The organism is Paenibacillus residui (assembly GCF_042677205.1).
GTDB lineage: Bacteria > Bacillota > Bacilli > Paenibacillales > NBRC-103111 > Paenibacillus_L > Paenibacillus_L residui.
In genome coordinates this window covers 47,621-72,998 of record NZ_JBHTIU010000010.1, presented here as the reverse complement: position 1 = coordinate 72,998, position 25,378 = coordinate 47,621, and the positions used below count along the sequence as shown (strand labels likewise).

Below are 25,378 nucleotides of genomic sequence, written 5' to 3'. Positions count from 1 at the left end.
AAACAGAAAAATGGAAAAAATGAGTGACATTATTCCCGTTCATGGAGCCTCTTGGTCCAAAATCCGCCGCGAAAGAAACGGGGCTCGTAAGAAATGACGAATGCTTTGGGAGCAAACTCCTGAATATACTGCAGCAGCTTCTTCTCGTTGCTGCGTTTGGCCAATACCTGCATAACCAGGCGCGGGCCATCCCTTCCTTCAGCGGTCCAACTGGTTACCCCGTACCCTTTATCCCTCAACCGGGCAGGCAGGCTGGTTTCAGCAGAGTTGACTACAATTTGCACGGTGGAATAACCGAGCGCCAGCCACTCCTCAATTCGGATGCCAAGCCAGACGCCGCTTCCCCAGCCGACGCAGTAGGCAATCAGATTTAGCGGCTGATCGATATTATTTAAGACAATATTTAAGCCCATCAGATAAATAAAGACTTCCAGCATGCTGATTAATGAAGCGAGCAGCCTTCTCGATTTCATGACTAGTATAATCCGAACGGTGAACAAGGATACGTACACGATGTTGATAATAATGATGGTCAAGAGAATGGAGTTTCCAAGCAAGATATCGAACCCCTTCCTAAAAAAAGATAGTCAACGGTTATTACCCTTTACCTTCCAGTATGTAACTAGGATGCCTCTTATGCCCTTCGCCTATTTTGTACCGGCTGCCAAAAAGCCGGTCATAAATCAGATATTGATGAATACAATGATTTTGTTGTGAATTCTCGTGATGAGGTGAAGAAATGTTGGTTATGGAATTGCTGCGGCCCGTCAAACCGGCCAATGAGACCGAGCTTAGGAAGAGAGAAGAAGTGATTCGCCATCTAAAGCAAAATTACCGCGGATTATATCACATTCATAAAGATTACTCGGTTAAATCGGATAAGGCCAAATCGACAAACCGGCCGTAATAATAAAACCTGGGATGTACGGATCTCAGGTTTTTTTGTGGCCTTTTTTGTATAAAATGAATTCGCTTCAAGCCACAGATATGGTATGTTGTTGACAGTAAAGAAGTATTTTCAATTTCGAGCAAGATTATAAGTATGGAGAGGTGGCAGTATGGGCGGGGTTCACAATTTCGCAGTCATCAAAGTGATGTCTTTCAATATTTATCATGGGGAAGGGCTGCTGGACGGCCGGCTGGACTTGGGGCGCATAGCGGAGGTCATCCGCGATAGCGGGGCCGATGTGGTGGGAATGCAGGAAGTAGACAAGCATTTCTCCGAACGAAGCGGGTATGAAGATCAAGGCCGGCTTCTGGCTGAAGCTTTGAACATGAATTATGCCTATGGCCCCAATCTTAGGCTGGAATCTTCATCGGCAGACGAACCGGACCGGGAGTACGGCACCTTGATCTTAAGCCGGTTTCCTATCGTTCGGCAGCATAATTACCCGCTTCCCGGGGAGACAAGCGAAGGACACCATAATGAGCCGAGAGGGCTGCTGGAGACCATTCTGGATGTGGAAGGCCGGCCCGTCTTGTTCTTAAATACCCATCTGGGGCTAGGTGAACAGGAACGCAAAGCCCAGGTAGACTGGATTATCCGGAAATATGGCCAAAGTCCCGAGCCGGTCTTGTTGACGGGAGATTTTAATGCCGAGCCATCCAGCCCGGAAATTCTGAAATTGAAAGAAGTGTTTCAGGATGCTTTTGAACCGTTCGGCCTCCAAGACGAGCCTACCTTGCTGGAGAAGGATCTGTCCGGAGAGGACCCGTCCGGCTATCGGCTTACCAAGCGGATTGATTACGTGTTCTCTTCCACACAGATAACGCTCATCGGTGCCGAGAGAATCAGCCGCGTCGTCTCCGATCATCTGCCGGTAACGGGAACCTATCGGCTTACACTTTAGGAGACGGCGCCCAAGTCGGCGGTTCATCCGTAGTTAGATGCGGTTGTTTTCCGGGAGAGTATGATCAATCGAGCAGTCGCTGCATGGGCCATGTGCTGGTGTCGTACAAGCAGTCTCTCGCAGAATGGCGCTCTAACGGGATTTCATACAGTTAGTTTGTACTCTCTGAAGCGAATGATGGAAACTAAATGGAAAATCCGTCTATTTATATTTTCTGCTGTTGCCGTGTCAAGCAGTCTCTCGCAGAATGGCGCGTCTAACTGGATTTCATACAGTTAGTTTGTACTCTCTGAAGCGAATGATGGAAACTAAGTGAAAAATCCGCCTATTTATATTTTCTGCTGTTGCCGTGTCAAGCAGTCTCTCGCAGAATGGCGTGTCTAACTGGATTTCATACAGTTAGTTTGTGCCCTCCGAAGCGAATGATGGAAACTAAATGGAAAAACTACAGCTAGTTTGTGCAAAAAAGGCGGTTTCAGCAAAAAGCCTTGATTCTAAATGTAGTTTTTCCATTTACTTTAATCATTTTCCGCCATTCGCTTAAATTTACCTGCATAAAATACAGTTAGACCGTGGAGGATCCACCACAAGTAATGGTTTTCTACTTGTGCAACCGCGCTGGGAGTCGCGCGCGGTTTTTAGTTAATTAGTCCTTTTCTTTTTTCCTGTTTTCTTTTCCTTTGTCGCTATTTTTGTTTTTCGACGGGTTCGGCTTGTTCTTTTCCTCTTTTTTCTCCTTTTCTCTATCCTTATCCTTATCCTTATCCTTATCCTTGTTCCAGTTGGGGAACAGTTCCTGGCCTGTCCACAAGTTCCAATGATCACGGTAAGAAGCGGGGACCTCGAAAGGCCGGACCGGAACTCCCTGCAATGCCCGGGACATGATCTCCCGGAACAAGGAAGCGGCGGCTTCCGAGCCGGATGACTCCAGATAATGGTTGCGATCGGTTTTGTCATAACCCAGCCAGACGGCCGCTGTCAGCTCCGGTGTATACCCGACGAACCAGGCGTCTTTCGAAACCGGTCCGGTAATACCGGCGAATTCCTCGGTATCCGGGAGCTGGGTGGTTCCCGTTTTGCCGGCGGTCGGACGATCCAACCGGGCCTTGGTTCCGGTGCCGTAGCGGACGACATTTTCCAACAGGCGGGTCATCGTGTAGGCGTGCTCCGGCGACGTTATTCGCTTGGGCTCAGCATGGGCCTCTACCAGGACATACCCATCCTGGGTCGTAATTTTAGTGATCGCATGGGCCTCGTACATCATCCCCTGATTGGCGAAGGCACCGAAAGCTTGAGCCATCTGCAGCGGGGACACCCCTTCGGACAATCCGCCGAGCGCTATGCTGAGATGGCGGTCGTCATCGGACAGAGGGATGCCCAACGAACGGGCATAATCCATTCCGGCATCGATGCCGATTTCATTCAGCAGCCAGACCGCCGGAATATTCCATGAATTAGTCACCGCTTCGGCCAGGGTTACCTGTCCCCGATATCGGTGGTCCCAATTTCGCGGTTGGTACCCGTTGATATTCAGCTCACCGTCGTACAGCCGGGAGTAGGGAGTATATCCCCGCTCCAGAGCCGGACCGTAAACGACAATCGGCTTGAAGGCGGAGCCCGGCTGTCTCTTTAACTGGGTGGCCCGATTGAAGCCTCTGAATACTCCTTCGCCACGGTTGCCCACTAATGCCCGTACTCCTCCGCTGGAATGGTCCAGGAGGACGACACCGCTCTGAATCTGCTGGTCTTCCTTGCCGGCGGGGAAGAAGCGGTCGTCCATATAGACCTCCTCCGCCGCATTCTGTGCAGCCGGGTCCAGCTCGGTATAGATTTGCAAGCCGCCCGTCAAAATCTGCTCTTCCGTAAATCCATATAATGAAACAGCTTCCTGGATAACATAGTCACGGTAAGAGGGGTATTTCCCCTGCAGCCCTTCTTCCTGTGCGACGGATAGCACGATTGGCGCGGAGACGGCCATCTGATATTCTTCTTCAGAGATATATTGCTGTTCTCTCATCAAAGCAAGTACGGTATTTCTTCGCTCCAGCGCCTTCTCCCGGTCTTTCAAGGGGGAGTAGTGGGTTGGGGCTTTGGGCAGCCCGGCCAACAGTGCCGCTTCTTCCAGTGACAGCTCTCCGACCTCCTTGCCGAAGTAGCGCTTGGATGCCGATTGTACGCCCCAAGAGCCTTCCCCGAAATAAACATTATTCAAATAAAGCTCCAAAATATCGTTTTTATCATAGATCATATCTATTTTTAATGCATAGGCGGCTTCTCTCAGCTTCCTGGAAAGGGACTTGTCCGAGGAGAGAAACATGTTCTTGGCCAATTGTTGGGTTATGGTGCTGCCGCCTTCTGCCCAGCTTTGGGATTGCAGGTCCCGGATAAGCGCACGGCCAATCGACAGCACATCGATTCCCGGGTGTTCATAGAACCTCTTGTCCTCCACCGCTACTATGGCATTTTGCAGATGAACGGGAATTTGATCCAAAGAGACAGGGATGATTCTGGAAGAGGACAATTGCGAGGCCTTCTCCCCATAGCGGTCATAGATGAATGACGGGCGGGGTAGCGGGTTTTCCAAAGAAGAAACATCTACTTGGGCAATTCCTACGGCAGCCGTAACCGATAACGCGATGAACAGCATCAACGCGGCCAGGAACAGGCGCAGACCCCACCGGGGCCGGGAGGACTTCCGCTTGCGCTTCTTGCCTTGAGCCGATTTCTTGCCTTGGGTCGGCGCCGGCTGCTTGGCGGATCGAATATGTATTTTTACCATGGTGTTATGCTCCTTGCCGAAATACTGCAGTAAGTTCCCTATAACATACGTAAGTAAAGGCAGATTTCGGTCCGGGAGACTGGTGGCGGGCCCGGGAATAGGCTTATGGGATCGCCTTGAGGCGGATTGTTCCATAAGCTTTCTGTGTGCATCTATCTTTCCGCGCCGGTGCGGATCCGGGCGAACGCGGCCGGGGAATCCGTTAGTTCAAACGAATGGGTGGATCATTTGGTTTATCTTTCTTTTTCCTTTTCCAGGGGAAGGGCAGGAAGAAGAGCTTGTCGGGAGGATCGATTTTGCCTTCCCGCAGGAAAGTGAGAGCCGCATTAATTTCGCCGCCAATCACGATAATCGTACTGCTTATATAGAGCCAAATCAGAAAAACAATCATTCCTCCTATGCTTCCGTATGTTTTCGAATAAGAGGAAAAATGATTGACGTAGAAAGAGAACAGGAGCGAAACGGCCACCCAACTGGCGGTAGTAAACAAAGCTCCCGGCACCGTTTCTCTCCAGGTCGTCGTCCGATTCGGGCTTAACCGGTATAGGATCATAAAAATCGTGGTCATGATTCCAAGCGGAATGGCATACTTCGCCCCATTCCATACGGCGTTGGCGACTTCAGGCAGCGGCAGCAGAGCAAGCAGGTGTTCGCTGACCACTTTCCCGAAGATAAGGACGATGAGACAGAAGAGGATGATGAACGTGATCAATAAGGTGAAGAGGATGGAAATTCCCCGGACCTTCCAATAAGGGCGGGTCTCCTTCTCGCCATAAGCTTTGTTCAGTCCCTTCATGATAGCCATCGTTCCTTTGGAAGCGGACCAGACAGCGGCAATCATTCCGATGGACATCAGGGCTCCGCTGCTTTCCAGCTTAAGCTGGTGCATGTATGTAAGGATGGTTTGGGTAGATAACTGCGGAAGAAGGATGGCGGCCGACTCGATCATCTCTTCCGGGGTGACCGGCAGGAAGCCGATCAAGGAGGCAAGGAAGATCAGGAACGGGAAGAATGACAGGATTAAATAATAGGTCATCTGGGCTCCCAAAGCAGGCACTTCATCCTCTTGGAAACGGGTATACAGGTGGTATAGAAAAGAGACGGAACGTTTGATGGGTGCCCCTCCTTTCTTCGAATATGGCAAGCCAAGTCAGAGCTTATTACCCGGCCAAGGAATAATGAATCAGGCGGAGAAGTATGTGTCTTATATATAACTATAGAAAAATAGACGCAGCGAAACAACCGTCTTCCGAGAAGGATGGTTCAAGCGTAAAAAAAGCGACCCGCCGCAGAAAAATCTACGGATGGGTCACTTTCTTGGATTCAATGAGAATCGAGAGGCTGATTAAGGTGACGAGGATGGTTGCTCCCATATCGGATAATATGGCTATCCATAAGGTCAGCAAGCCGGGCACAGCGAGAATCAGCGCGATTAGCTTCAGCCCGAGGGACAGGCCGATATTCCAGCGGATGATGCGGTTAACGCGGCGGGCCAGCGAGATGGCCTCGGGCAGCTTGCCCAGGTGGTTCTGCATCAGCACCACGTCGGCCGTCTCGATCGCGCTGGCGGTCCCTTTGCCCATGGCGATGCCAAGCCGTGCGGTCGCCAGGGCCGGCGCGTCATTAATTCCATCGCCCACCATGGCGACAGCACCTTCGGCAGACAGCTTGCGCACAAGGTCGACCTTCTCGCCGGGCATCAAGCCGCTGTATGTGTCGGAGATTCCCGTCACTCTCGCCACTTTGGCGGCCGACTTCGGATGGTCTCCGGTCAGCATAACGGTCCGGCGGATACCCAGTCGATGCAGGGCGGAGATGACGGCAGAGCTCTCGGGCCGGATCTCGTCGGAAATCCCGAACATGCCGAGCACCCGGGCCTCATCGGAAACGATGACGATTGTGTGGCCATCGGCCTTCAGCTTCTCAATGTCTTCCTGCACCGATGCTTGCAGGCTTAAGTGAGCAAGGCTCTTCTCATTGCCGATCCAGTAGCGCTCTCCCTCCACTATGGCGGTGATGCCTTGTCCCGGAATGGTCTCCGATTGTTCGGCATCCGCCGGCAAAATTCCGTTCCGTTCCGCTTCCCTAAGAATGGCCAGGGCCAGCGGATGCGAAGACGATTTCTCCATAGCGGCGGCGGCTTTCAGAAAGCGTTCCTGATCATAGGCAATCATCTGTTCCACATAAGGCCTGCCCGTCGTGAGCGTCCCGGTCTTATCGAAGGCGATCGTGTCGATCTTGCCCAATTGCTCAAGATGCGCCCCGCCCTTGATCAGAATCCCGTGCCGGGCATTTCTCGTAATTCCGGACAATATGGCGACCGGGGAGGACAGAATCAGGGCACAAGGGCAGCCGACGATGAGAACGGCCAAGCCTTGGTATAGCCAATCGACCCAATTCCCACCGAAGAAGAGCGGCGGAATCAGAATGACGAGAGCGGAGACGACCAGGATGAGCGGCGTATAGTATTTGGCAAAGCGATTAATAAACAGCTCCGTGGGCGTTTTCGTTTCCTGGGCTTCCCGGACCAGATGCAGAATTTGGGCCAGGGAGGAATCCTCGTAACGCTTCTCGATCCGTATCTTCAGGACACCTTCATTATTAAGGCTTCCTCCGAAGACTGCCTGATCCGGTCCCTTGTCAACGGGAAGAGATTCTCCGGTAATCGCCGCTTCGTTAACGGAACTGACTCCCTCAACAATTACGCCGTCGGAAGGAATCTGATCCCCCGGCCGCACCAGAACCAGATCGCCTGCTTGAAGGGAGGTTACGGGCACGACCTGCTCTGCTGTACCTTTAATCAAGATCGCCTCACGGGGAGCCGTCTTGAGAAGGGCATCCATAGACCGTCTGGCCTTCTCCATACCCAATCCTTCCAGATGTTCATTCAGACCGAAGAGAATGGCGACAAGGGCGGCTTCCTTCCATTCGCCGATAGCGGCTGCTCCGACCAAAGCGATCGTCATTAGCGTATCGATCGTAAATTCAAGCCGGAACAGGCGTTTAGCCCCTTTAATAAAGGTAGTCCGACCGCTGAGCAGCGCAGAGACAATGAATAAGGCAATGATAAGGTATAAGGGCAGATAGCTTTCCAGAACAAGCGCCAATACATAAAGAACCGCCGATAAAACAAGCTCTGTCTTGCTGTTCCACCAAGATACCCGGACGGATGAGGAATCGGTATGCTCATGAGCCGAATGGGCGCCGGTAGAATCGCCGGAACGGTGCAAGGATTTCTCCTCGTCATCCTCGTGTTCGATATAAGCTCCTTCTTCCTTCAATATTTTCTGGATTTGCCCGTAAGGTATCTGCTCGTCGACCAGAAGCCGGCCGCTGCTGTAGGAGAGGGCGGCCGTTTCTCCATGCTCCAATTTCTGAATCCGGGCCTCTAATTTGCTGGTGCAATGCGCACAGGAAAGTCCGCCGACTTTATAGGTTTTCATAGGACATCCCTCCAGACGGTATAGGAATCAATGCAGGAACGTTGTCGGTTTTCTATTGGCACAGCTAATCATGGCATGCGTGATCGATGGCCTCATTCAGCAAATCGATAACGTGCTGATCGTCTATTGAGTAGAACAAAGTGGTTCCTGCTCTGCGGAACTTGACCAGCCGCAAATTTTTAAGAAAACGAAGTTGATGGGATACAGTGGACTGCAGGAGGGACAGCTCTTCCGCAATTTCATTCACTGAACATTCCTTTTGCGAGATTAAATATAAAATGCGGATCCGGGTGGAATCGGATAACGCTTTGAAGGTCTGGGAAACGATAAACAGCGTTTCGTCGTCTAATTCCTTACAATGGATAGTGTTGTCGGTTTTCGAGGTTTCATCCATTTCGGCAGCCTCCTTGTTATCTATACTATATATGATAATATGAATATGTGTTCATATAATAAACCAAAATGGGCATTCTGTCAAATCCTGCCGATGAGGATACATCATAATACGAGAACAAACAAAGTAATGAAAGTACCAGAAAAAGTAATCGCTTTCAAATAGTCATTTACTATTTCTAGAAGTATACTTTTGGTAAAGATGGGAGAGGAGGAATTTTTTGCAAGTGAAAGGAGGGAAATGGGGAAGGAAGAATACGATAAAGGCCCACCATTCATCGGTCTAACCCTTAAGGAGGGAAAAGCAATGAGGACAAAGGTATATTGGTTGCTATTGCTATCGTTAGTCTTTGGTCTGGCGGGAGCCGGACAGGCAGGGGCGTGGGACGCCATGGACGAGAACGGGAACAACGAGCCCGCATCACAATTGCTTAAGATTGAAATCGAAACCGCTTCCGGAATATCTAGAGAAATCCAGGTAGTGGACGCACCGGGTTCCGGCGATTACTTGGCGGTGCTGACGGACCGTTATGGAGAAAGAACAAACAACACGAGTAAATATAATGTAGCCGTGCAAGTAGACAGCAGCTTCACGGTCACCCAAGTAGCCAACAAGGCCCCTGCTCCGGGAGCAACCCCGATCTGGCAGGATTCGCCCAACCTGGAGATCCCCGCGGGAGGCTTCGTTCTTCTGGCTGTAGACGATTCTTATCAGCAGAAGGGCTTCAAAAAATTCGCCGCCGAAAATTTCGACGTCGGTGATAAGGTCAAGCTTAAACTGGATGGACAAGCCGTAACGATCGAGGAGTTTAAGAGCAGGACCGAAGAGCTGGCCCAGCCCTCTACGCTGATCTTGGATCAGGATAACATGTTTACGGTTCCCCAAGACCAAAGCCGGGCGATATTGTCGGGAAAGCTCACCAACTATGATAAAGAAGGCTCTTATCAAATCTTCATTGCGAATCAGCCTGTATCGATCCGGGATGACGGCACCTTTACCCATGAAGTCGACTTGGAGCCGCAAACGAATTATATCGAGGTGAGGGTGAAGCGGGGAGAGGTGATTCAGAACCGGTTCTCGGTCGTTGTCTATCGTTATATGCGGCTGCATGATGAACGGGAGGTGTACTTGTGGATTGAGCAATCGACCAATCTTAACAAGTACCCTTCCTCCGAGGCGGTGCGCAGAATGCTGGTCAAGGCCAAGGAGGCCGGGGTGACGGCGGTCGCTTTTCCGGTGAAAGGACACGAAGGATTCGCTTCCTATCTGCATAACGAAATTTCGGGAATTCCCCACATCAGCCGGATAACGGAACCTTCCAAGAGAGGAGTTCCGGCGGACATGGACGTTCTGCAGGTTTTTATCGATCATTCCCGGGAGCTTGGACTAAGAATTGATGCGGTCTTCAATCTGTATGGCTCCGGCACTGCAGTCGATACCGGTCTTACCCCGGAGCAATTCGCCGATTTCGAGGAATGGGTCTACCGTCCGGAGGACGGAGGAAGAATCGTTCCGATCCGGCAGAGCCGATATAAGCCTTCGGTATACTTTCTGAATCCGGCGAATGAACGCGCACAGCAATATCAGATGAAGGTTATAGAAGAAGTGATGCGCTATTATGATGTCGACGGGATTGTGCTGGACAGGGCCAGATATGATAACCTCTATGCCGATTTCAGCGACCTATCGAGGCTGCAGTTCGAAAGCTATTTGGCCGGCAAAGGAAAATCATTGCAGCGATGGCCTCAAGACGTTATGGAGCACCAGTATGATGAACAGGGCAATTATATGAAGACCGTTAACGGACCGTTGTTTTATGATTGGCTGACTTACCGTTCCACTGTTTCCAAGCAATTTTTCATTAATTTGCGGGAGAGGATCGATCAGATCAATACGGAAACCGGGAAGCAAATTCCGTTCGCCATCTCCATGGGCTCCTGGTACTCATCTTATTACGAGGTAGGGCAGAACTGGGCCAATCCCAATATTCCGTATGATTCCAGGTTGGGTCTGCCGCTGGCGGAGCTATATACGGAGGAGTATACCCAAACCGGCTTCGGCACCAAGGACATCTTTGATTATATGATTCTCGGCACTTATTATAATACGCCTTCGGCCGTCAAGCGGGGCATTACCATGATCCATACGCTTCTGGAAGAAGAATTTCCGGTTTATGCCGGTTTTCAGCTTCAACAGCTTCCGGACCCCGAGGATCAACGCGAATCATTCCAGGCCGCGCTCAAATTTACCAACGGCATTAAGCTGTTTGATCTGTCCGTCATTAATTGGGATGTGCAAAAAGCGGCGCTGGAAGACCGGCCTTATGTCAAGCCGTACCAGCTTGGCCTCAGCATCCCGGACCAGTATGAGCTTCCCGAGCATTTGCGGCAGTATGTCGCTGACGGGTATATAGAAGCGGATTTCTATAACCAAAATCGGGGAATTGGCACGATCGCCGTCTATTCGGATGAATTCGGACCGACTACGGGAACGTCGGGAAGCTACGGGGTTGAAGTAGTTGTCGGCGCCGACGGCAAGGTGCTGGATGTCGTCAACAAACAGCAGGCGATCCGTTGGAATTGGAGCGGCAACCGGCCGAATAACAGCGTGATTCCGAATGGAGGCTTCGTCATCTCCGCCCTTGACAATGACGGTGTTCGGACCTTGCGCCAGCTTCTGGCTTACGTATACAGCGAAGGGGATCTCGCCAGGGCGGCCGCGCTGCGCGGACATCTGGACTATGACGGAATCACCACCTCTGATTCCGTGCTTGAAATGAAAGGGAATGTTCAGGTGCTGGGGCCGGGAAGGGCACAGGTGACACTGAACGGCATGCAGGCGGAAATGGACGAATACGGCGATTTCGTTGGCCGGGTGGATCTGCGGCCGGGATTGAATACCATCCGGATAGATGTGTGGGTCGATGGAAGAAAAACGAACAGCCAAACGGTTAGAGTAACGCGGAATGAGGCGGAGCTGACAGGCCTCGAATTCGAACGAGACGAATATGTGCTTCGTACCGGGGAATCCGTACACCCCCGCCTGACGGCGATCTATTCGGACGGCAGCCGCAGCGTTCCCGGCTCAGGTGTTGAATACCGCTCCAACCGGCCGGAGGTTGTCTCCGTAGCTGCGGACGGCACATTAACCGGCCTTAGACAGGGAGAATCGGTCATTACAGCCGTATACGGGAATCGGGCGGCGGAGACCTTGGTCCGGGTCACTCCGGCGGCACAATTAGTAAGCATCGAAGTGGACGATAACGATTACAGCCTGATTGTCGGACAAACCCATCAAACGGAAGTGACAGCCGTCTATTCGGACGGAACCCGCGAACGGGTCACCGCAGATTCCTTCCGCTCCTCTCATGTACGGGTAGCCGATGTGTCCGAAACGGGGCTGGTGACCGCGCTCAAGCCGGGCCGCGCCGACATTACGGTCGAATACGGAGGGAAGAAGGCGGTCATCCGGGTCAAAGTCTTTAACAACGACAACGGCAAAGGGAAAAATAAATAAGCCTGCCGATGCAGGTGTCGACAAATCCCGTGCGAAGCTGTGCGGATGCCCGGGCGGAGAGCGTCCGGAATGGCGAAGAGCGGCACAAAGACTGCCGGGGTTTGTCGGAAAAACAAAACTTTTATTTAAATAAGCGGCAGGAACATGATATAATGATTCTGGCTCTGCAATATATTTCCTTTAGCAATTTAGGAAGGAGGAGCAGTCATTCATTATCTTGCCGCTTTTCTATTAGCACTTTTTATCGTTTATTTGTCTATTCCTCTTCTGAGACGTTTTGCAATTAAAATCGACTTCGTGGACAAGCCTAAAGAAAATAATGCCAGGAAGTTACATAAAGAGCCGGTTCCGTTAACGGCCGGCATCGCCATTTTTGTCGGATTTGTCGTTTCCTATCTGCTTTTTAACGAGGCGCCGTGGGAAGAGACTGTGGCTGTGCTGGCGGGCTCCCTGCTGATCCTCGCCATCGGTACGATCGATGATTGGTACAAGACCCAGGGCAAGGAATTTCCGGCTTGGCCCAAGTTTTTGGTGCAGATCTTTGCCGCCTATCTCATTTATCAGGCCGGTATCGTGTTTGTCGGATTCTACAACCCGTTTACCGAGCAGATGGTCGTTCTGCCGACCGTTCTCCAATTTCTGCTGACCGTTACGTGGATTTTCGGAGTGACGACCGTTATCAATTTCTCCGACGGGATGGATGGGTTGGCCGGCGGGCTGTCCGTAATTTCGGCAATGACCTTGTTTATCGTGGCCGTCACTATGGGCCAGAGCGATTCCGCAATTATGGCCATTACTCTCGTGGGAGTCGGCCTCGGGTATTTGAAATACAACAAGCCCCCGGCGAAGATCTATATGGGGGATGCAGGAGCCACTTTCCTCGGCTTCATCCTGAGCGTCATTGCTTTGGACGGAGCCTTCAAGCAAGCGACCGTGCTGTCGTTATTCATACCGATCCTGGCACTGGGTGTGCCGATATTCGACAATATTTTTGTCGTTCTCAAGAGGTTTAAGGACGGCAAGCCGATCTACAAAGCGGACGCCACCCAGATTCATTACCGGCTGCTGTCCGCCGGGCTGAACCCGAAGCAAATCGTTACCTTCTTATGTCTGGTCAGTGTATGCTTTAGTCTGACCTCGATTATTCTTCTGCTGCTTCAGGTATAAGTATAGAGGTCTTCTACGGCCGACCCAATAAGAATACATGGCAAAGGAACCCGCGCACCGGCGGGTTCTTTTTATTACCACATTAGAAAGTTTAAGTTCATTAAAGCATTAAAATGGAACAACTTTCTAATTGGCATAAAAAGCTACCTTTAAAACCGGGTTATTCATCTTCGAAGAGGCTCCGTTAGGAGCTTTTTTTACCATATAGAAATTGTTAAGTTCTTTAAAGAGAAGAATTCCTATTGGCATAAAAAGTCACCTCTAATACCGGGTTAACCTGCACGGTTTGGTTTTTAACGGACCTCAGATACCTTAATCGCTCCGGAAGGGCCTTTCGCTAACTTTAACGGACTCAGATGACGTTATTTCCAAGAACTGCCCGCGAAAGTAGGGGAATTCTATGCAATAAGCGCTTTTGTGTCCGTTAGTCTAAAAAAACCGCCTAATTTGACGAAATAGGGTCTCTCAGGTCCGTTCATTTTCCCAAGCCCTCTCAAGGCTGTACGATAAAGCTTCCGTTCCTGTTCAGCCGGCCTTTTTGACTCCTTCGCTGTAAACGCGCTGTCGTACCCAAGTAAACTTAAAAAGGCCGCACCCCGAAGCATATCATGGGGAGCAGCCTTTTTTGTTATGCCGTTTAGTCGGAACAACGTTCCGGCAGTGCCTAATCATACTTCAATCCAGTCATGTCTCAAGCGGAAGAGATCTTCCAGCTCCTCCGTGGAGAGCTCGGTAATCCAATTCTCGCCGCTGCCGACGATTTGCTGGCTGAGACTTTGCTTCCGCTCGATCATTTCATCGATCCTTTCCTCCAGCGTGCCCAAGGTGACGAACTTGTGCACTTGAACATCTCTCGTTTGTCCGATGCGGAAGGCCCGGTCCGTGGCCTGATTCTCAACGGCCGGATTCCACCAGCGGTCGAAGTGAAAGACATGGTTCGCCGCTGTCAGATTAAGCCCGGTCCCGCCTGCCTTCAGCGAGAGCAGGAAAATCCCGCATGGCTCGGGGTTCCCGGTGTCCGCCGGTTCATGCTCGGAGGCCGGATATCCTTGGAATCGCGCAATCATCTGCTCGCGAACCATTCTCGGGGTGCCGCCGTGCAGAAACATGACCGGTTCCTGCAGAGTGCTGCTTAGGATGGATTGAAGCATTTTCCCCGTCTCAATATATTGCGTAAAGATCAGGCAGCGGTCCCCTTCCTGCCGCAGCTCGCCGACCATCTCCAGCAGACGGTCGACTTTGTTGGAACGGTTCTCCCATTGGATGGGCGCGGGCTCCTTCAAGAGCAGGGCCGGATGGTTGCAGAGCTGCTTCAGCTTGGTTAGCGAAGAGAGAATCAGCCCTCTTCGTTCCATGGCGCTTAGCCGGTTAAGCCGCTCGAACATTTCCTGGATATGATTTTCGTATAAGGAAGCCTGCTCGGCTGTTAACGAGACGTATGTTTTGGACTCGTATTTATCGGGAAGATCAAGCTGAATAGCCGGATCTTTCTTGACTCTACGCAGCAGAAAGGGCCGGATCAAGCTTTGCACAGCCTGCAGGGCGGCCGGATCGCTGGAGCGCTCGATCGTATGGGCGAACTTGCCCGTGAACTCCCGCAGAGAGCCGAGGTACCCCGGATTCAAGAAGTCGAAGATGGACCATAGCTCCGTCAACCGGTTCTCGATGGGTGTTCCGGTCAGGGCCATCCGATGTCCGCCTTCAAGCCTGCGAATCGAGGACGACTGCTTCGTATGGGCGTTCTTGATATTCTGGGCTTCATCGAGACAGATGGAGTCCCAGGTGACAGAGCGGAGCTCTTCCTCGTCCAGATGAGCCAGGTTGTAAGAAGTCAGCACAAGATCCGCGTTCCCGGCCCAGGAGGCAAAGCGCTCTCCCTTATGGCGATTCGGTCCGTAATGCAGCCGAACGTTAAGGGAAGGCGCGAACCTTCTAAGCTCCTTCTGCCAATTGCCAAGGACGGAGGTAGGACAGATCAGCAGTGAAGGAGCGGTGCAGTGCAGCTGGTCTTTCACCGTCAGAAGGTAAGAGATCCACTGGATCGTCTTGCCCAGGCCCATGTCATCGGCGAGACAGCCGCCAAGTCCGAAGCGACGGAGAAAGAGCATCCATGAGACTCCTTCGCGCTGGTAGGGGCGAAGCGAGCCTTGGAAGCTGTCCGGCACCTCCGCAAGCGGGATAGCCTCCAACTGCTTGAACTGGGCCATTAAATGCTGCAGGTGCTCCGTCAGCTCCAGTTCCAGACGAATGTCACCGTCGCTCGCCCCGTCTTCTTCGGTCTTCTGCGCATAGGTTTCCTTGAGATGAAGCTCGAGGATGTCGCGGAAGGTCAAGCCTTCGCTTGGCTTCATTCGCTTCATGACCTCGCGGATTTGGGCGATCTGGGCCGGATCGAGCAGCACCCACTGGCCGCGAAAGCGGACCAGCCGCTGGTTGTGCCGGAGAAGCTCCTGAAACTCGTCCTCCGTCATTTCCAGGTCTCCAACGGCAAAGCGCCAGTCGAAGCGCATGAGCTGATTGAGGCCGAGCAGCGAATCGCCCTGCGGCCCGGCGCCGGAACGGAGCCGGGCCTTCATCCGCGGCTTCAGCTTCCTGACGCGCTGCCACCAGGCAGGCAGGAAGACCGCGAAGCCGGCCTCTGCGAGCCGCAGGCTGCCCTGGCTGAGGAACTCCCACGCTTCGTCGTGGGTCAGTTCCTCCCGCCGCAGACGGTCGGGCTCGCGCTTGTCGCGCAGAGACGGGAGCATGCGCAGCCACTGCTGCACATCTCCCGCTGCGCGGTCCAGCTCCGCCTGCCAGCTCTCGGGCAGGGCGGCAGCTTCGTCGACCGGCACGGCACGGTCGTCGACGGGGACCAGGACCGCCGCGTCTTCGCGGTCCTGCAGCAGCACCTGCAAGCGCCAGCCGAGCCCATTCTCGGGCTCGAGGAGCTGCAGGCAGGTGCGGAACGGGCGGGGATCGCTCTTCCAGCCGATCGCGATCAGCCAGTCTTCCTCGTCCCGCCAGACCGGGGCTTCGGAAGGCTCCTGCCCGAGCCGTCCATAGGTTCGCTCCAGCCGGCTGAGTGCTTCCCTCAGCTCCGGCTGGTCTTGGACCCGGCTCGCGATGAGCCGATCGGCCCACTCCTTGGCGGACGGGGACAGGAGCGGGAGCGCCTCAGGAGGAAGCTCCAGCTTCCATCCGGGCTCCCCCTTGCTCCACTTGGCGAAATCGGGCATGAAGCGCCCGTGCTTCAGAGCTTCCTGAATGTGAGGGGCCAGCCTCATTAATTCTTTGAGCTCAGGCTCCCACTCCATTAGCCCATGGACCGGGCAAGGAGGATCGGACAGGAAATCCAGCGCCAGCTCGGCCGGCAGCAGGATCCCTTCCTTGCCGTCAAATTCATCGGTATCTATAGTCATTCCGTAGAAGGAGGGGGAATGCCAGGCGAACAGACCCTGCTTCAATTCGAAGGCATCGACCATTCCCCCGATCTTGCGGCTTCCCCACAGGAAGAAAGAACCGGAAGGTATCCATCTGGAATGAACGGTATAGGAAGTGTTAGCGATCATGACAGCCACTGTCCTTTCTGCAGTTCTTGCTGGAAAGCGCGCAGACGGGAATATTTATCCGACAGCAATTCGATATACAGCTGCCAGCGGTCCAGCCGGTCCAGCTTCTCGTATAGAAGATGCAGAGTTCGGAGCAGACGGACGGCCGTTTTATAAGAAAGCCGGGTTTTCTCCTGGATCATCCGTTCCACGGATTGATGATAGATAGGCAGCAGCAGCTCCGGATCGGATGCCTCCACCGCTTTGATTTCATCAGGATAGAGGTTGGCCGGATCGACGGAATTTGCCAATTGAAGGTCTGCCCATTGCCGGAAGCGGCCGTGTTTCATCAAGTAATCGGTGTAATAAGTATAGCTTCTGGGCAGCATGGCGATCATGACGCGTATCCATTCCTCGTCTGAAGGCTGATGCTTCATCGCTTCTACCCAGTAACCGCACAGCGTATGGAATTCATCCTGCTTAAGCCTCGGCATCAACGGGAGCAGCCAGCGCAGCCAACGCAGCAGCCGATCCGGGGCTTCCGCCTGGTGAAGCTGCTGCAGCACGAACAGAAAATCCCCGATTTGCCGGTTATGCAGCCGGTTCAGAGAATGAATGGCCGTCTCATCGTCTCCGCCGGAGATGTCGAAATGGGCCAGAGCCAGGCGCAAAATATCCTCTTGGCGGGACGGGAGGCCGGACGGGCCGAGCATGTGCTTCAGCCGGTGGCGTTCCTTGGTCGGCTCCTCCACTTGTTCAAACCATTGACCCCACAGTGTCCGATAGACGTCCAGCCAAGGCACCGGTCCCGGTTTACCGCGCAGTGACCATTCCCTCACAAGCCGGATGGTGTCCTGCCAATGCCCCTCATGCTGCCGTGAAATCGGATGGGGATCGGCCTGCTTCGTCCACTGGGTTATTTCTTGAAGGGCTCTCATGGCGGCGTTCCGGCTTCCGGCTACGTGATAGGTAGACAAATAAGTCGTTTGGTGAGTTTGGTGAAAATCGTCTATCTTTCTAAGAATAAACAGATAGATATGCAATCGGTACAGCGAACGGATCCCCTCGTTCCACGTTTGGGCAAACGGGAGCAGAGAATCGACAGCCGCCGAATAGAATGTATCTACAGAATGCTGATGGCTCAGAGTAAAACCGTAAAAACGCTGGTCAAAAACTTTATGCCACTGTGCAGGAAGGTCTCCCGGTCCCGGAATCATCGGATGCTCTTCCGATTTGGCCCTGCCGGCGGCACGTACGGCCTTGGTTCGTGTGAGCAGAGTGTGCTTCAGTTGAATCAGGAGCAGCTCGGGTCTGCCGTGTGCCGTATAAGCCATGAAGATAGCGGCGGCCATGTGGGCGCATTCGCCGGTACTCGGGCAGGTGCATTCGCTTCGTTCGAACTGCTCGAGATCGATCTTGACATCATAAGGCTCCACTCCATGAACGATGGCATGCAGAATGTAACCATGCTGCAGCGTCAGCTTGGCTACGAATCCCTTATGATAATGCTCCCATCCTTGTTCCAGCGTTTCCGGATCAAACCGGTTCTGCAATTTGTCAATCAACAGGTTCATCCGGTTTTTGGCAAGTTTGAACCTTGGCATCTGTTTTAAACCCTCCGTAAGCAAAAAAAGGCTTACCTTCTATAGTATCAGATTTTGCATTAATATGCTTAGGGTGAGTTGAATTTATAACCATATCTTCCTAAGGTTTTTGTTTCTATAGAAGTAATTAATAACCTGCCGGTTTTTTTGCTAAAATGCCTGATAACTCTTTTATAATACTTAAGGTTATAACTTATTACTCAACCTTAACAGAGCAAAATCGGTTGATTTGATTGGTGTTGCACAAATAGAAAACCATTGCTTTTGCTTTCGAATGCCTTCGATTCCACGTCGGAACCTCGGAAATCAGCAGCGGCTATAAATCGGTGAGAGGCATTTGATTTAGCTGTATTTTATGTAGGTCGATTCAAGCCAATGGCAGAAAATGAATGAAGTAAATGGAAAAAGTAAGAAAAAGTACATTTAGAATCGCGGTTTTTTGTTGATACCGCCTTTTTCGCGCAAACTATTTTCCATTTAGACCCCCATGCCTTTGACCGCGGCACCAGCAGATGATGAAAATGGATGGATTTTCAAGGTAGAATAGAGTTGAATTGCTTCAATAGTGTGAAATTTGAAAACTAAATGGATTTCATACAGTTAGATTTCTATATTCGGAAGAAATATGGAAACTAACTGGAAAACCTACAGCTAGTTTGCGCCAAAACAGCCGTTTCGCCCAGAATTGCCCATTTTTAACTGTAGTTTATCCAGTTAGTTTGATCATTTTCGCCCATTCGCTTGAATCTACCTGTACAAAATACAGTTAGACGTGCCGCTCCACTTGCAACGATGCCTGCAGACGGTAAAATAGACGGATTTTCAAGGTAATTTGGACGGTTATCCCTTTGACTCAGTAAAAGCAGGATGCCCCGTCTCCATCGCCAGCTCCCATCATCTATAAAAATCTATTCAAGGTCGGAGTCCATCTCCGGATGTTACTGAGTGAATGGGGTATCAGCCGGAAGAACGGAGAAATGGTGTCACAGGCGTGGAAAACAAGGTAACTGAGCGAACGGGATATCAGCCAAAGGGCGGAGAAAGGAGCTATTGGCCAGGTAAACAGGGTAACTGAGCGAACGGGATAACAGCCAAAGGGCGGAGAAAGGAGCTACTGGCCCGGTAAACAGAGTAACTGAGCGAACGGGATATCAGCCAAAGGGCGGAGAAAGGAGCTATTGGCCAGGTAAACAGGGTAACTGAGCGAACGGGATAACATCCACAGGGCGGAGAAAGGAGCTATTGGCCAGGTAAACAGGGTAACTGAGCAAACGGGATAACAGTCCAAAGGACGGAGAAAGGAGCTATTGGCCAGGTAAACAGGGTAACTGAGCAAACGGGATAACAGTCCAAAGGACGGAGAAAGGAGCTATTGGCCAGGTAAACAGGCTAACTGAGTGAACGGGATAACAGTCCAAAGGACGGATAACAAGGGTAAGGCGCTGCGTAGTGGGTGGTCAGCGCAGTGGCCAAAACGGTTTACCTCAAGAGTTTAAGCAATATAGTAAGGGTCGCCCTAGCCTTCTGATGTTTGAGAAAGGAGTCAGTATCCCGCAACTAGGGTTAAGCCTGATCGTCTTCTGAGTAGACCATACAGTAAAACTCCGCCGGTCCGGTAGGGGTGTTTCGAGTATATCTATCTGTAATAACAAAGCCGGCTTTAGAATATACCTTAATCGCGCGCTCGTTCCATACGAGCACTTCCAGATCGATTTCCTGCGAGGGCCCCCTGGAGACTGCTTCCCGAACTATTGCTTTAACAAAAGGGACCCCGAGTCCTTGGCCGCGCAGGTCGGGCCTCATTCCCAATCCGAGGCGAATGACGCCGGTCAGGGGAAAGAACTGTGCGAATCCGCACAAAACGCCGGCTTCGTCCATGACAGCCGCATACTGCTCCTTACGAATAGAGGGGTCGGCAAATTCGTTCTGTTCCTCCAGCATTTCCGTCCACGGCTTCCAGTTATATAAATCGTAAGGCGGTTCGTAGATCCAACTGCAGATTTCCTCGCACTGCCGCAAGCTTAGCGGGGCGATATGGAATGTTGGTATTGTCTTCATAGGGATATCCTCCAGACCGATTTGAACCCTCCCCCATAAAAAATTACTTGTGCTGCTAGGGGGTCTTCTTTCCATTTTATCATCGACAACCTATGCCAGGAAGGTAAAAACCAAGCTCCTAAGTATCTATTTAGTTCTGGAAATAGGGATGGAAAAAGATGGGGTTGTATTCTACAATAACAGCATATAGCAGTTAAGTCCTATCGTCGTTGATCGATTGAACCGAAGCAGCAGCTTATCTTATAAATAAACTTCACTGTTACATTTATACTGAAGCGGATGCAAAGCGGTGGAACGTTTTGGCATTTCGTTCTTCTATCGGAGAGCGGAGGCAGGGAATAGGCTCCTTTATTTGTCATGCCCAGCTAACAAGGAGCCTTTCATGATTAATAGATATATTTTTTCATTGTTATGGATAATGCATTTCCTTGCAATCCGAGCCAAGTGCGTTCGGTTTGCCTTAGCAGGCTGCCGGCCTGGAACCTCTGCGCGAGAATGACTCCCGGGAGTCTTCCAACATTTTAACCAAATGAATGGGTGAACTTATGCGTGTATTTATCGATTTGATGTGGTTTTTTCGCATGGAAAAAGCGAGGTACTTGGGCGGTATCTTTACGTTGATTGTGGTCAGTCTGCTTATTCTGCTTCCGCCCTATATCATCGGAGTGATGGTGGACGGGATCGCGGCCGGAACGTTGACAGGGAGTGAGATGTTCGGATGGCTCGCGCTTCTGGCCGTTATTGCCGGGTTGATGTATGTGCTGCGGTATGTCTGGAGGGTTATGATCTACGGTTCTGCTGCGAGACTCAGCCAAGTGCTGCGCAATCGGCTGTATCAGCATTTTACCGGCTTGTCTCCGCGGTTTTATCAGCAGAAAAGAACCGGTGATCTGATGGCGCATGCGACCAACGATATTCTGGCGATTGAACTGACGGCCGGGGAAGGGGTGCTGACCCTGGTCGATTCGCTTGTGATGGGCTTGATGGTCGTTGCAACGATGGCCGTGTTTATCGATTGGAAGCTGACGATAGTAGCTTTGCTCCCTATGCCGTTCATTGCCTGGTCCACCAGTTATTACGGCAATTTGCTCCATGAACGGTTTCATGCGGCACAGGCCGCCTTCTCGACCTTGAATGACAAGGTGCAGGAGAATATCTCCGGAATTCGCGTCGTCAAGGCTTTCGGTCAGGAGGAAGAGGAGAAGAAAGGGTTTAACCGTCTGTCGGAGCAAGCGGTGGAGAAAAATGTAGCGGTCGCCAAGGTGGACGCTCTCTTCGACCCGACGATTTCGCTCATTGTCGGCCTGTCGTTCTTTCTGTCCGTTGCTTATGGCGCCAAGCTGGTCGTTGACGGCCAATTGACGCTCGGCGAGCTGACACAGTTCACCATTTATTTGGGTCACTTGATCTGGCCGATGCTGGCGATCGGATATTTATTCAATATTATGGAACGTGGGAGAGCCTCCTATGAACGGGTTCAGTCGCTGCTGAATACTAAATCCGAAGTGCAGGAGCGGGAAGGGGCATCTTCCGAATCTCCCTGCGGAGATTTGACGGTGGAGATCGACTCGTTCCGCTATCCCGGGTACTCGGAGCCGGCCCTCACCGGGATAAGCTTCCGGCTCGGGCGCGGCAAGACGCTCGGGATCGTCGGGCGCCTCGGCAGCGGCAAGTCGACGCTGCTGCGATTGCTCCTGCGGGAATTCGACCTCAACGATGGCGACATCGCCATAGGCGGGAAGTCGATCTACGACTTCCGGCTGGAGGCGCTTCGCCGTGCGATCGGTTATGTGCCGCAGGAGCACGTATTGTTCTCGGCCACGATTGCCGAGAACATCGCCTTCGGCCGGCCGGAAGCAACGGCCGAAGAGATCGAAGCGGCGGCCCGGATCGCCGCCGTGCACGATGACATCGTCCGCTTCCCCGACGGCTACGACACGGTGGTCGGGGAACGCGGCGTGACGCTGTCGGGCGGCCAGAAGCAGCGGCTGTCCATCGCCCGGGCGCTTCTGCTGCGGCCGGAGCTACTGCTGCTGGATGATGCGCTGTCCGCTGTGGATGCGCGCACCGAGAAGGCGATCATCGATTCGCTCCGCGAGGATCGCCATAACAGCACGACCCTGATCGCTGCGCATCGGCTGAGCGCCGTAGAGCGCGCGGATCTCATTCTCGTGCTGGAAGAAGGACGACTCATCGAGCAAGGAACGCATGATGAGCTGATGGCGGCTGACGGATGGTATGCACAGATGTACCGCCGCCAGCAGTTGGAATCGCTAGTGCTGCAAGGAGGTGCCGAGCATGGTCGTCCGCCGCTTGATTAAATATGCCAAGCCCCACCGCAAATCGCTTGCGGTCGCTTTTATCCTGCTGCTGTTCGGAACTCTCGCCGATCTCGCCGGCCCATATCTGGTGAAGATTTTCATAGATGACTATTTAGAGCCCAGATGGTTTCCGCTCGGGGCTTTGATCGGGCTGGCTGCCGGATACCTGCTCCTGCACTTGAGTTCCGTTATTTTGCAATATTTTCAGCTATTTTCCTTCCAAAAGATAGCGCTCAAGATCGTTCATCAATTGCGGTCGGATGTGTTTGGCAAAACCCAGCACCTGGGCTTGTCATTCTTCGACCGGACGGCGGCCGGAGGTTTGGTGTCCCGGATTACGAACGATACGGAAGCGGTCAAGGATTTGTATGTCAGCGTTCTGTCTACCTTCGTGCAGAATATTGTGTTTTTGCTCGGGATCTTTGCCGCCATGTTTGTGCTGGATGTCCGCCTGGCCACGATTTGTCTGCTTCTGCTTCCGGTGTTGCTGGTGCTGATGAATGTTTTCCGCCGGCTCAGCTCCAAGGTGTTTCGCGTCTCCAGGGAAAAGCTGGGACAATTGAATGCAATCCTTAACGAGTCCTTGCAGGGGATGAACATTATCCAGGCTTTGAGACAGGAGAAAAGACTGCAAAACCGCTTCGCCAAAATTAACGGAGAATATTATTCGGCCTCTCTTAAAAATATTCGCCTGAACGGGCTGCTGCTGCGTCCGGCGGTCGATTTGCTCCGCATCTTTGCCCTGATGCTGGTCGTTTACTTTTTCGGCAGGGAATCGTTCGACGGAGTGATTGAAATCGGGGTTTTGTACGCTTTTATTAACTATTTGGACCGTTTTTTCGAGCCGGTCAACATGATGATGATGCGGCTTGCCCAATTGCAGCAGGCTTTGATTGCCGGTGAGCGGGTGTTCGAGCTGCTGGACTCCGAGAAGTGGTCTCCGGGAGATCGGCCGGATCATGAAAAAAGCAAGGGTACCGAAAGCGACCGGCCGGTCATTCGGGAGGGGCGGATTGAATTCGATTCCGTCACTTTCTCTTACGACGGCAAGACGGATGTACTCAAGAACATCTCGTTTACGGCGATGCCCGGTCAGACGGTCGCTTTGGTCGGCCATACGGGAAGCGGCAAAAGCTCGATTATCAATTTGCTGCTCAACTTTTATGCGATAAAGGGAGGAGAAATCCGCATTGACTCCGTCCCCTTGTCCCGGTATTCGAACGAAGAGCTGCGCCGGAAGATGGGGCTTGTGCTGCAGGATCCGTTCCTGTTCACCGGGACGGTCCGGGAGAATATCAGTCTGCTGGATGGCACCGTCAGTGATGAGGCCATCTATGAGGCGGCCGAGCTCGTGCAGCTCGATTCGTTCATCCGCAGGCTTCCCAATGGCTATGAGGAGCCGGTCGTCGAGCGGGGGGCTACTTTGTCCAGCGGCCAGCGGCAGCTGCTTTCCTTCGCCCGGACGATGGCAAGGCAGCCGGCGATTCTGCTTCTGGACGAAGCGACTGCCCATGTCGATACGGAAACAGAGGAAGCGATCCAGGCGGCCCTGGCAAGAATGAGGGAAGGCCGCACGACGATCGCGGTAGCCCACCGGTTATCGACGATCCAGGATGCCGATTTGATCCTTGTTCTGCATCAAGGAGAGATTGTCGAGAGGGGTACGCATCAGGAGCTCATTCAGAAGAAAGGGCTATACTATACAATGTATCGGCTTCAGCAGGGAGCGACCGAGTCAGTGGAGGAACCTACGCTGTCCGGAAGCGGCCTGAACGACTGAAGCCGGGATGAATTGTGGCGAGGCAGGAAAGACCGTTATAATAAAAAGAAAAGGGATGTGAGCCGATGTCCAATCTGGTTTCTAAAGAATGGTTGCGCGAACACTTGCAGGATGACCATGTCGTTGTGGTAGATTGCCGGTTCGTGCTGGGCAATCCGGAGGCAGGAAGACGGGCTTATGAGGAAGGTCATATTCCAGGGGCTGTTTATTTCGATCTGGAGGAGGATTTGTCCGGTCCGATCAAGGAGCATGGGGGAAGGCATCCTCTGCCTGATCTGGGAACACTCGCCCTTAAGCTCGGCGCAGCGGGGATAGACGATACGGTCCAGGTCGTCGCTTATGATGACCAGGGCGGGGCGATGGCCTCCCGATTCTGGTGGCTGCTGAAATTTATGGGACATTCGCAGGTCCGTATTCTGGATGAAAGCTTCTCTCAATGGAAAGAAGCGGGATATCCGGTCAGCCAGGAAGCAACTGCACGGTCTGCCCGTTCTTTCGTCCCCCAAGTGCAGACTCCTATGCTTGTCAGCATGGAGGATGTGCGGGATCGTCTGGGACGGAAGGATACGGTGCTGATCGATTCCCGTGACGCACGGCGCTATCTGGGCCTGGAGGAACCATTGGACCGGGTAGCCGGACACATTCCTGGAGCACGGAATTATTTCTGGAAGGATGCTTTGGACGAAACGGGGCGCTGGAAAGCGGGAGAAGACCAGCGTGAAAGATTCGCGGCCCTGTCTTCGGCGGAGGAAATTATCGTTTACTGCGGGTCGGGAGTGACCGCTTGTCCTAATATATTGGCGTTGACGGAAGCGGGATTTAATCAGGTGAAGCTGTATTCCGGAAGCTGGAGCGATTGGGTCAGCTATGAAGATAACCCGGTTGCGACGGGGGAAGAGGCTTAAAAAAGAGGAAACTTGAGATAAGTCTCGGGGC

At 52.4% G+C, this 25,378-nt stretch carries 15 protein-coding genes; 7 read left to right on the top strand and 8 right to left on the bottom strand.

The annotated features are described in order from the left end of the window. Nucleotides 1-29 precede the first annotated feature (29 nt). A complete protein-coding gene (locus ACFQ03_RS03570) occupies nt 30-557 on the bottom strand; it encodes a DUF2179 domain-containing protein (protein WP_144941204.1) in 528 nt (175 codons plus the stop codon). Between the two features lie 182 nt (nt 558-739). Here ACFQ03_RS03570 and ACFQ03_RS03565 point away from each other — a divergent pair, with 182 nt between their 5' ends. Next, nucleotides 740-907, top strand: a complete 168-nt coding sequence (locus ACFQ03_RS03565) for a hypothetical protein (protein ID WP_186328491.1) — start codon at nt 740-742, stop codon at nt 905-907. A 151-nt stretch (nt 908-1,058) separates the two neighbouring features. Beyond that, nucleotides 1,059-1,850, top strand: a complete 792-nt coding sequence (locus tag ACFQ03_RS03560; protein ID WP_379286100.1) for an endonuclease/exonuclease/phosphatase family protein — start codon at nt 1,059-1,061, stop codon at nt 1,848-1,850. Nucleotides 1,851-2,496: 646 nt separating this feature from the next. Here ACFQ03_RS03560 and ACFQ03_RS03555 read toward each other — a convergent pair. The 4 genes from ACFQ03_RS03555 to ACFQ03_RS03540 form a co-directional block, all read right to left on the bottom strand. Continuing rightward, the gene (locus ACFQ03_RS03555) at nt 2,497-4,629 is read right to left on the bottom strand and encodes a transglycosylase domain-containing protein (RefSeq protein ID WP_379286098.1); all 2,133 of its coding nucleotides are present in this window, start codon (nt 4,627-4,629) and stop codon (nt 2,497-2,499) included. A 202-nt stretch (nt 4,630-4,831) separates the two neighbouring features. Next, complete coding sequence (locus tag ACFQ03_RS03550) at nt 4,832-5,773, bottom strand: YihY/virulence factor BrkB family protein (RefSeq protein WP_260982223.1); 942 nt, start codon at nt 5,771-5,773, stop codon at nt 4,832-4,834. Between the two features lie 154 nt (nt 5,774-5,927). Beyond that, the gene (locus ACFQ03_RS03545; protein ID WP_379286096.1) at nt 5,928-8,072 is read right to left on the bottom strand and encodes a heavy metal translocating P-type ATPase; all 2,145 of its coding nucleotides are present in this window, start codon (nt 8,070-8,072) and stop codon (nt 5,928-5,930) included. Between the two features lie 64 nt (nt 8,073-8,136). Continuing rightward, nucleotides 8,137-8,466 carry an ArsR/SmtB family transcription factor gene (locus ACFQ03_RS03540; RefSeq protein WP_144941212.1) on the bottom strand — a complete coding sequence of 110 codons (330 nt, stop codon included), beginning with the start codon at nt 8,464-8,466 and terminating at the stop codon, nt 8,137-8,139. A gap of 306 nt (nt 8,467-8,772) precedes the next feature. Here ACFQ03_RS03540 and ACFQ03_RS03535 point away from each other — a divergent pair, with 306 nt between their 5' ends. Next, complete coding sequence (locus tag ACFQ03_RS03535; protein WP_379286094.1) at nt 8,773-11,982, top strand: Ig-like domain-containing protein; 3,210 nt, start codon at nt 8,773-8,775, stop codon at nt 11,980-11,982. 207 nt (nt 11,983-12,189) lie between these two features. Continuing rightward, nucleotides 12,190-13,149 carry an MraY family glycosyltransferase gene (locus ACFQ03_RS03530; protein WP_144942044.1) on the top strand — a complete coding sequence of 320 codons (960 nt, stop codon included), beginning with the start codon at nt 12,190-12,192 and terminating at the stop codon, nt 13,147-13,149. Between the two features lie 668 nt (nt 13,150-13,817). On the opposite strand, the gene ACFQ03_RS03525 is transcribed toward ACFQ03_RS03530, so the two are convergent. The 3 genes from ACFQ03_RS03525 to ACFQ03_RS03515 all read right to left on the bottom strand — a co-directional run bounded on the left by ACFQ03_RS03525 (nt 13,818) and on the right by ACFQ03_RS03515 (nt 20,341). Then, nucleotides 13,818-16,700, bottom strand: a complete 2,883-nt coding sequence (locus ACFQ03_RS03525) for a DEAD/DEAH box helicase (RefSeq protein WP_144941986.1) — start codon at nt 16,698-16,700, stop codon at nt 13,818-13,820. Continuing rightward, nucleotides 16,697-18,283 carry an SWIM zinc finger family protein gene (locus ACFQ03_RS03520; RefSeq protein WP_379286091.1) on the bottom strand — a complete coding sequence of 529 codons (1,587 nt, stop codon included), beginning with the start codon at nt 18,281-18,283 and terminating at the stop codon, nt 16,697-16,699. Before ACFQ03_RS03520 ends, ACFQ03_RS03525 begins: the two co-directional genes overlap by 4 nt. Nucleotides 18,284-19,846: 1,563 nt before the next feature. After that, on the bottom strand, nt 19,847-20,341 hold the full coding sequence (locus ACFQ03_RS03515; protein WP_144939644.1) for a GNAT family N-acetyltransferase: 495 nt from the start codon (nt 20,339-20,341) through the stop codon (nt 19,847-19,849). Between the two features lie 545 nt (nt 20,342-20,886). Here ACFQ03_RS03515 and ACFQ03_RS03510 point away from each other — a divergent pair. From ACFQ03_RS03510 to ACFQ03_RS03500, 3 genes are all read left to right on the top strand, one after another. After that, nucleotides 20,887-22,662, top strand: a complete 1,776-nt coding sequence (locus ACFQ03_RS03510; RefSeq protein ID WP_379286088.1) for an ABC transporter transmembrane domain-containing protein — start codon at nt 20,887-20,889, stop codon at nt 22,660-22,662. Further along, complete coding sequence (locus ACFQ03_RS03505; RefSeq protein ID WP_379286086.1) at nt 22,640-24,442, top strand: ABC transporter ATP-binding protein; 1,803 nt, start codon at nt 22,640-22,642, stop codon at nt 24,440-24,442. The genes ACFQ03_RS03510 and ACFQ03_RS03505 overlap by 23 nt, the downstream gene beginning before the upstream one ends. A 65-nt stretch (nt 24,443-24,507) precedes the next feature. After that, nucleotides 24,508-25,347 (top strand): sulfurtransferase, encoded by an 840-nt coding sequence (locus ACFQ03_RS03500; protein WP_144939650.1) that lies wholly within the window; start codon nt 24,508-24,510, stop codon nt 25,345-25,347. The last annotated feature ends 31 nt before the right edge of the window (nt 25,348-25,378 follow it).

Coding starts and splice junctions, on each gene's coding strand:
- ACFQ03_RS03540 (WP_144941212.1), bottom strand. CDS start 8,466: ATGGATGAAACCTCGAAAACCGACAACACTATCCATTGTAAGGAATTA.
- ACFQ03_RS03500 (WP_144939650.1), top strand. CDS start 24,508: ATGTCCAATCTGGTTTCTAAAGAATGGTTGCGCGAACACTTGCAGGAT.
- ACFQ03_RS03525 (WP_144941986.1), bottom strand. CDS start 16,700: ATGATCGCTAACACTTCCTATACCGTTCATTCCAGATGGATACCTTCC.
- ACFQ03_RS03565 (WP_186328491.1), top strand. CDS start 740: ATGTTGGTTATGGAATTGCTGCGGCCCGTCAAACCGGCCAATGAGACC.
- ACFQ03_RS03515 (WP_144939644.1), bottom strand. CDS start 20,341: ATGAAGACAATACCAACATTCCATATCGCCCCGCTAAGCTTGCGGCAG.
- ACFQ03_RS03520 (WP_379286091.1), bottom strand. CDS start 18,283: ATGCCAAGGTTCAAACTTGCCAAAAACCGGATGAACCTGTTGATTGAC.
- ACFQ03_RS03505 (WP_379286086.1), top strand. CDS start 22,640: ATGGTCGTCCGCCGCTTGATTAAATATGCCAAGCCCCACCGCAAATCG.
- ACFQ03_RS03535 (WP_379286094.1), top strand. CDS start 8,773: ATGAGGACAAAGGTATATTGGTTGCTATTGCTATCGTTAGTCTTTGGT.
- ACFQ03_RS03545 (WP_379286096.1), bottom strand. CDS start 8,072: ATGAAAACCTATAAAGTCGGCGGACTTTCCTGTGCGCATTGCACCAGC.
- ACFQ03_RS03510 (WP_379286088.1), top strand. CDS start 20,887: ATGCGTGTATTTATCGATTTGATGTGGTTTTTTCGCATGGAAAAAGCG.
- ACFQ03_RS03555 (WP_379286098.1), bottom strand. CDS start 4,629: ATGGTAAAAATACATATTCGATCCGCCAAGCAGCCGGCGCCGACCCAA.
- ACFQ03_RS03560 (WP_379286100.1), top strand. CDS start 1,059: ATGGGCGGGGTTCACAATTTCGCAGTCATCAAAGTGATGTCTTTCAAT.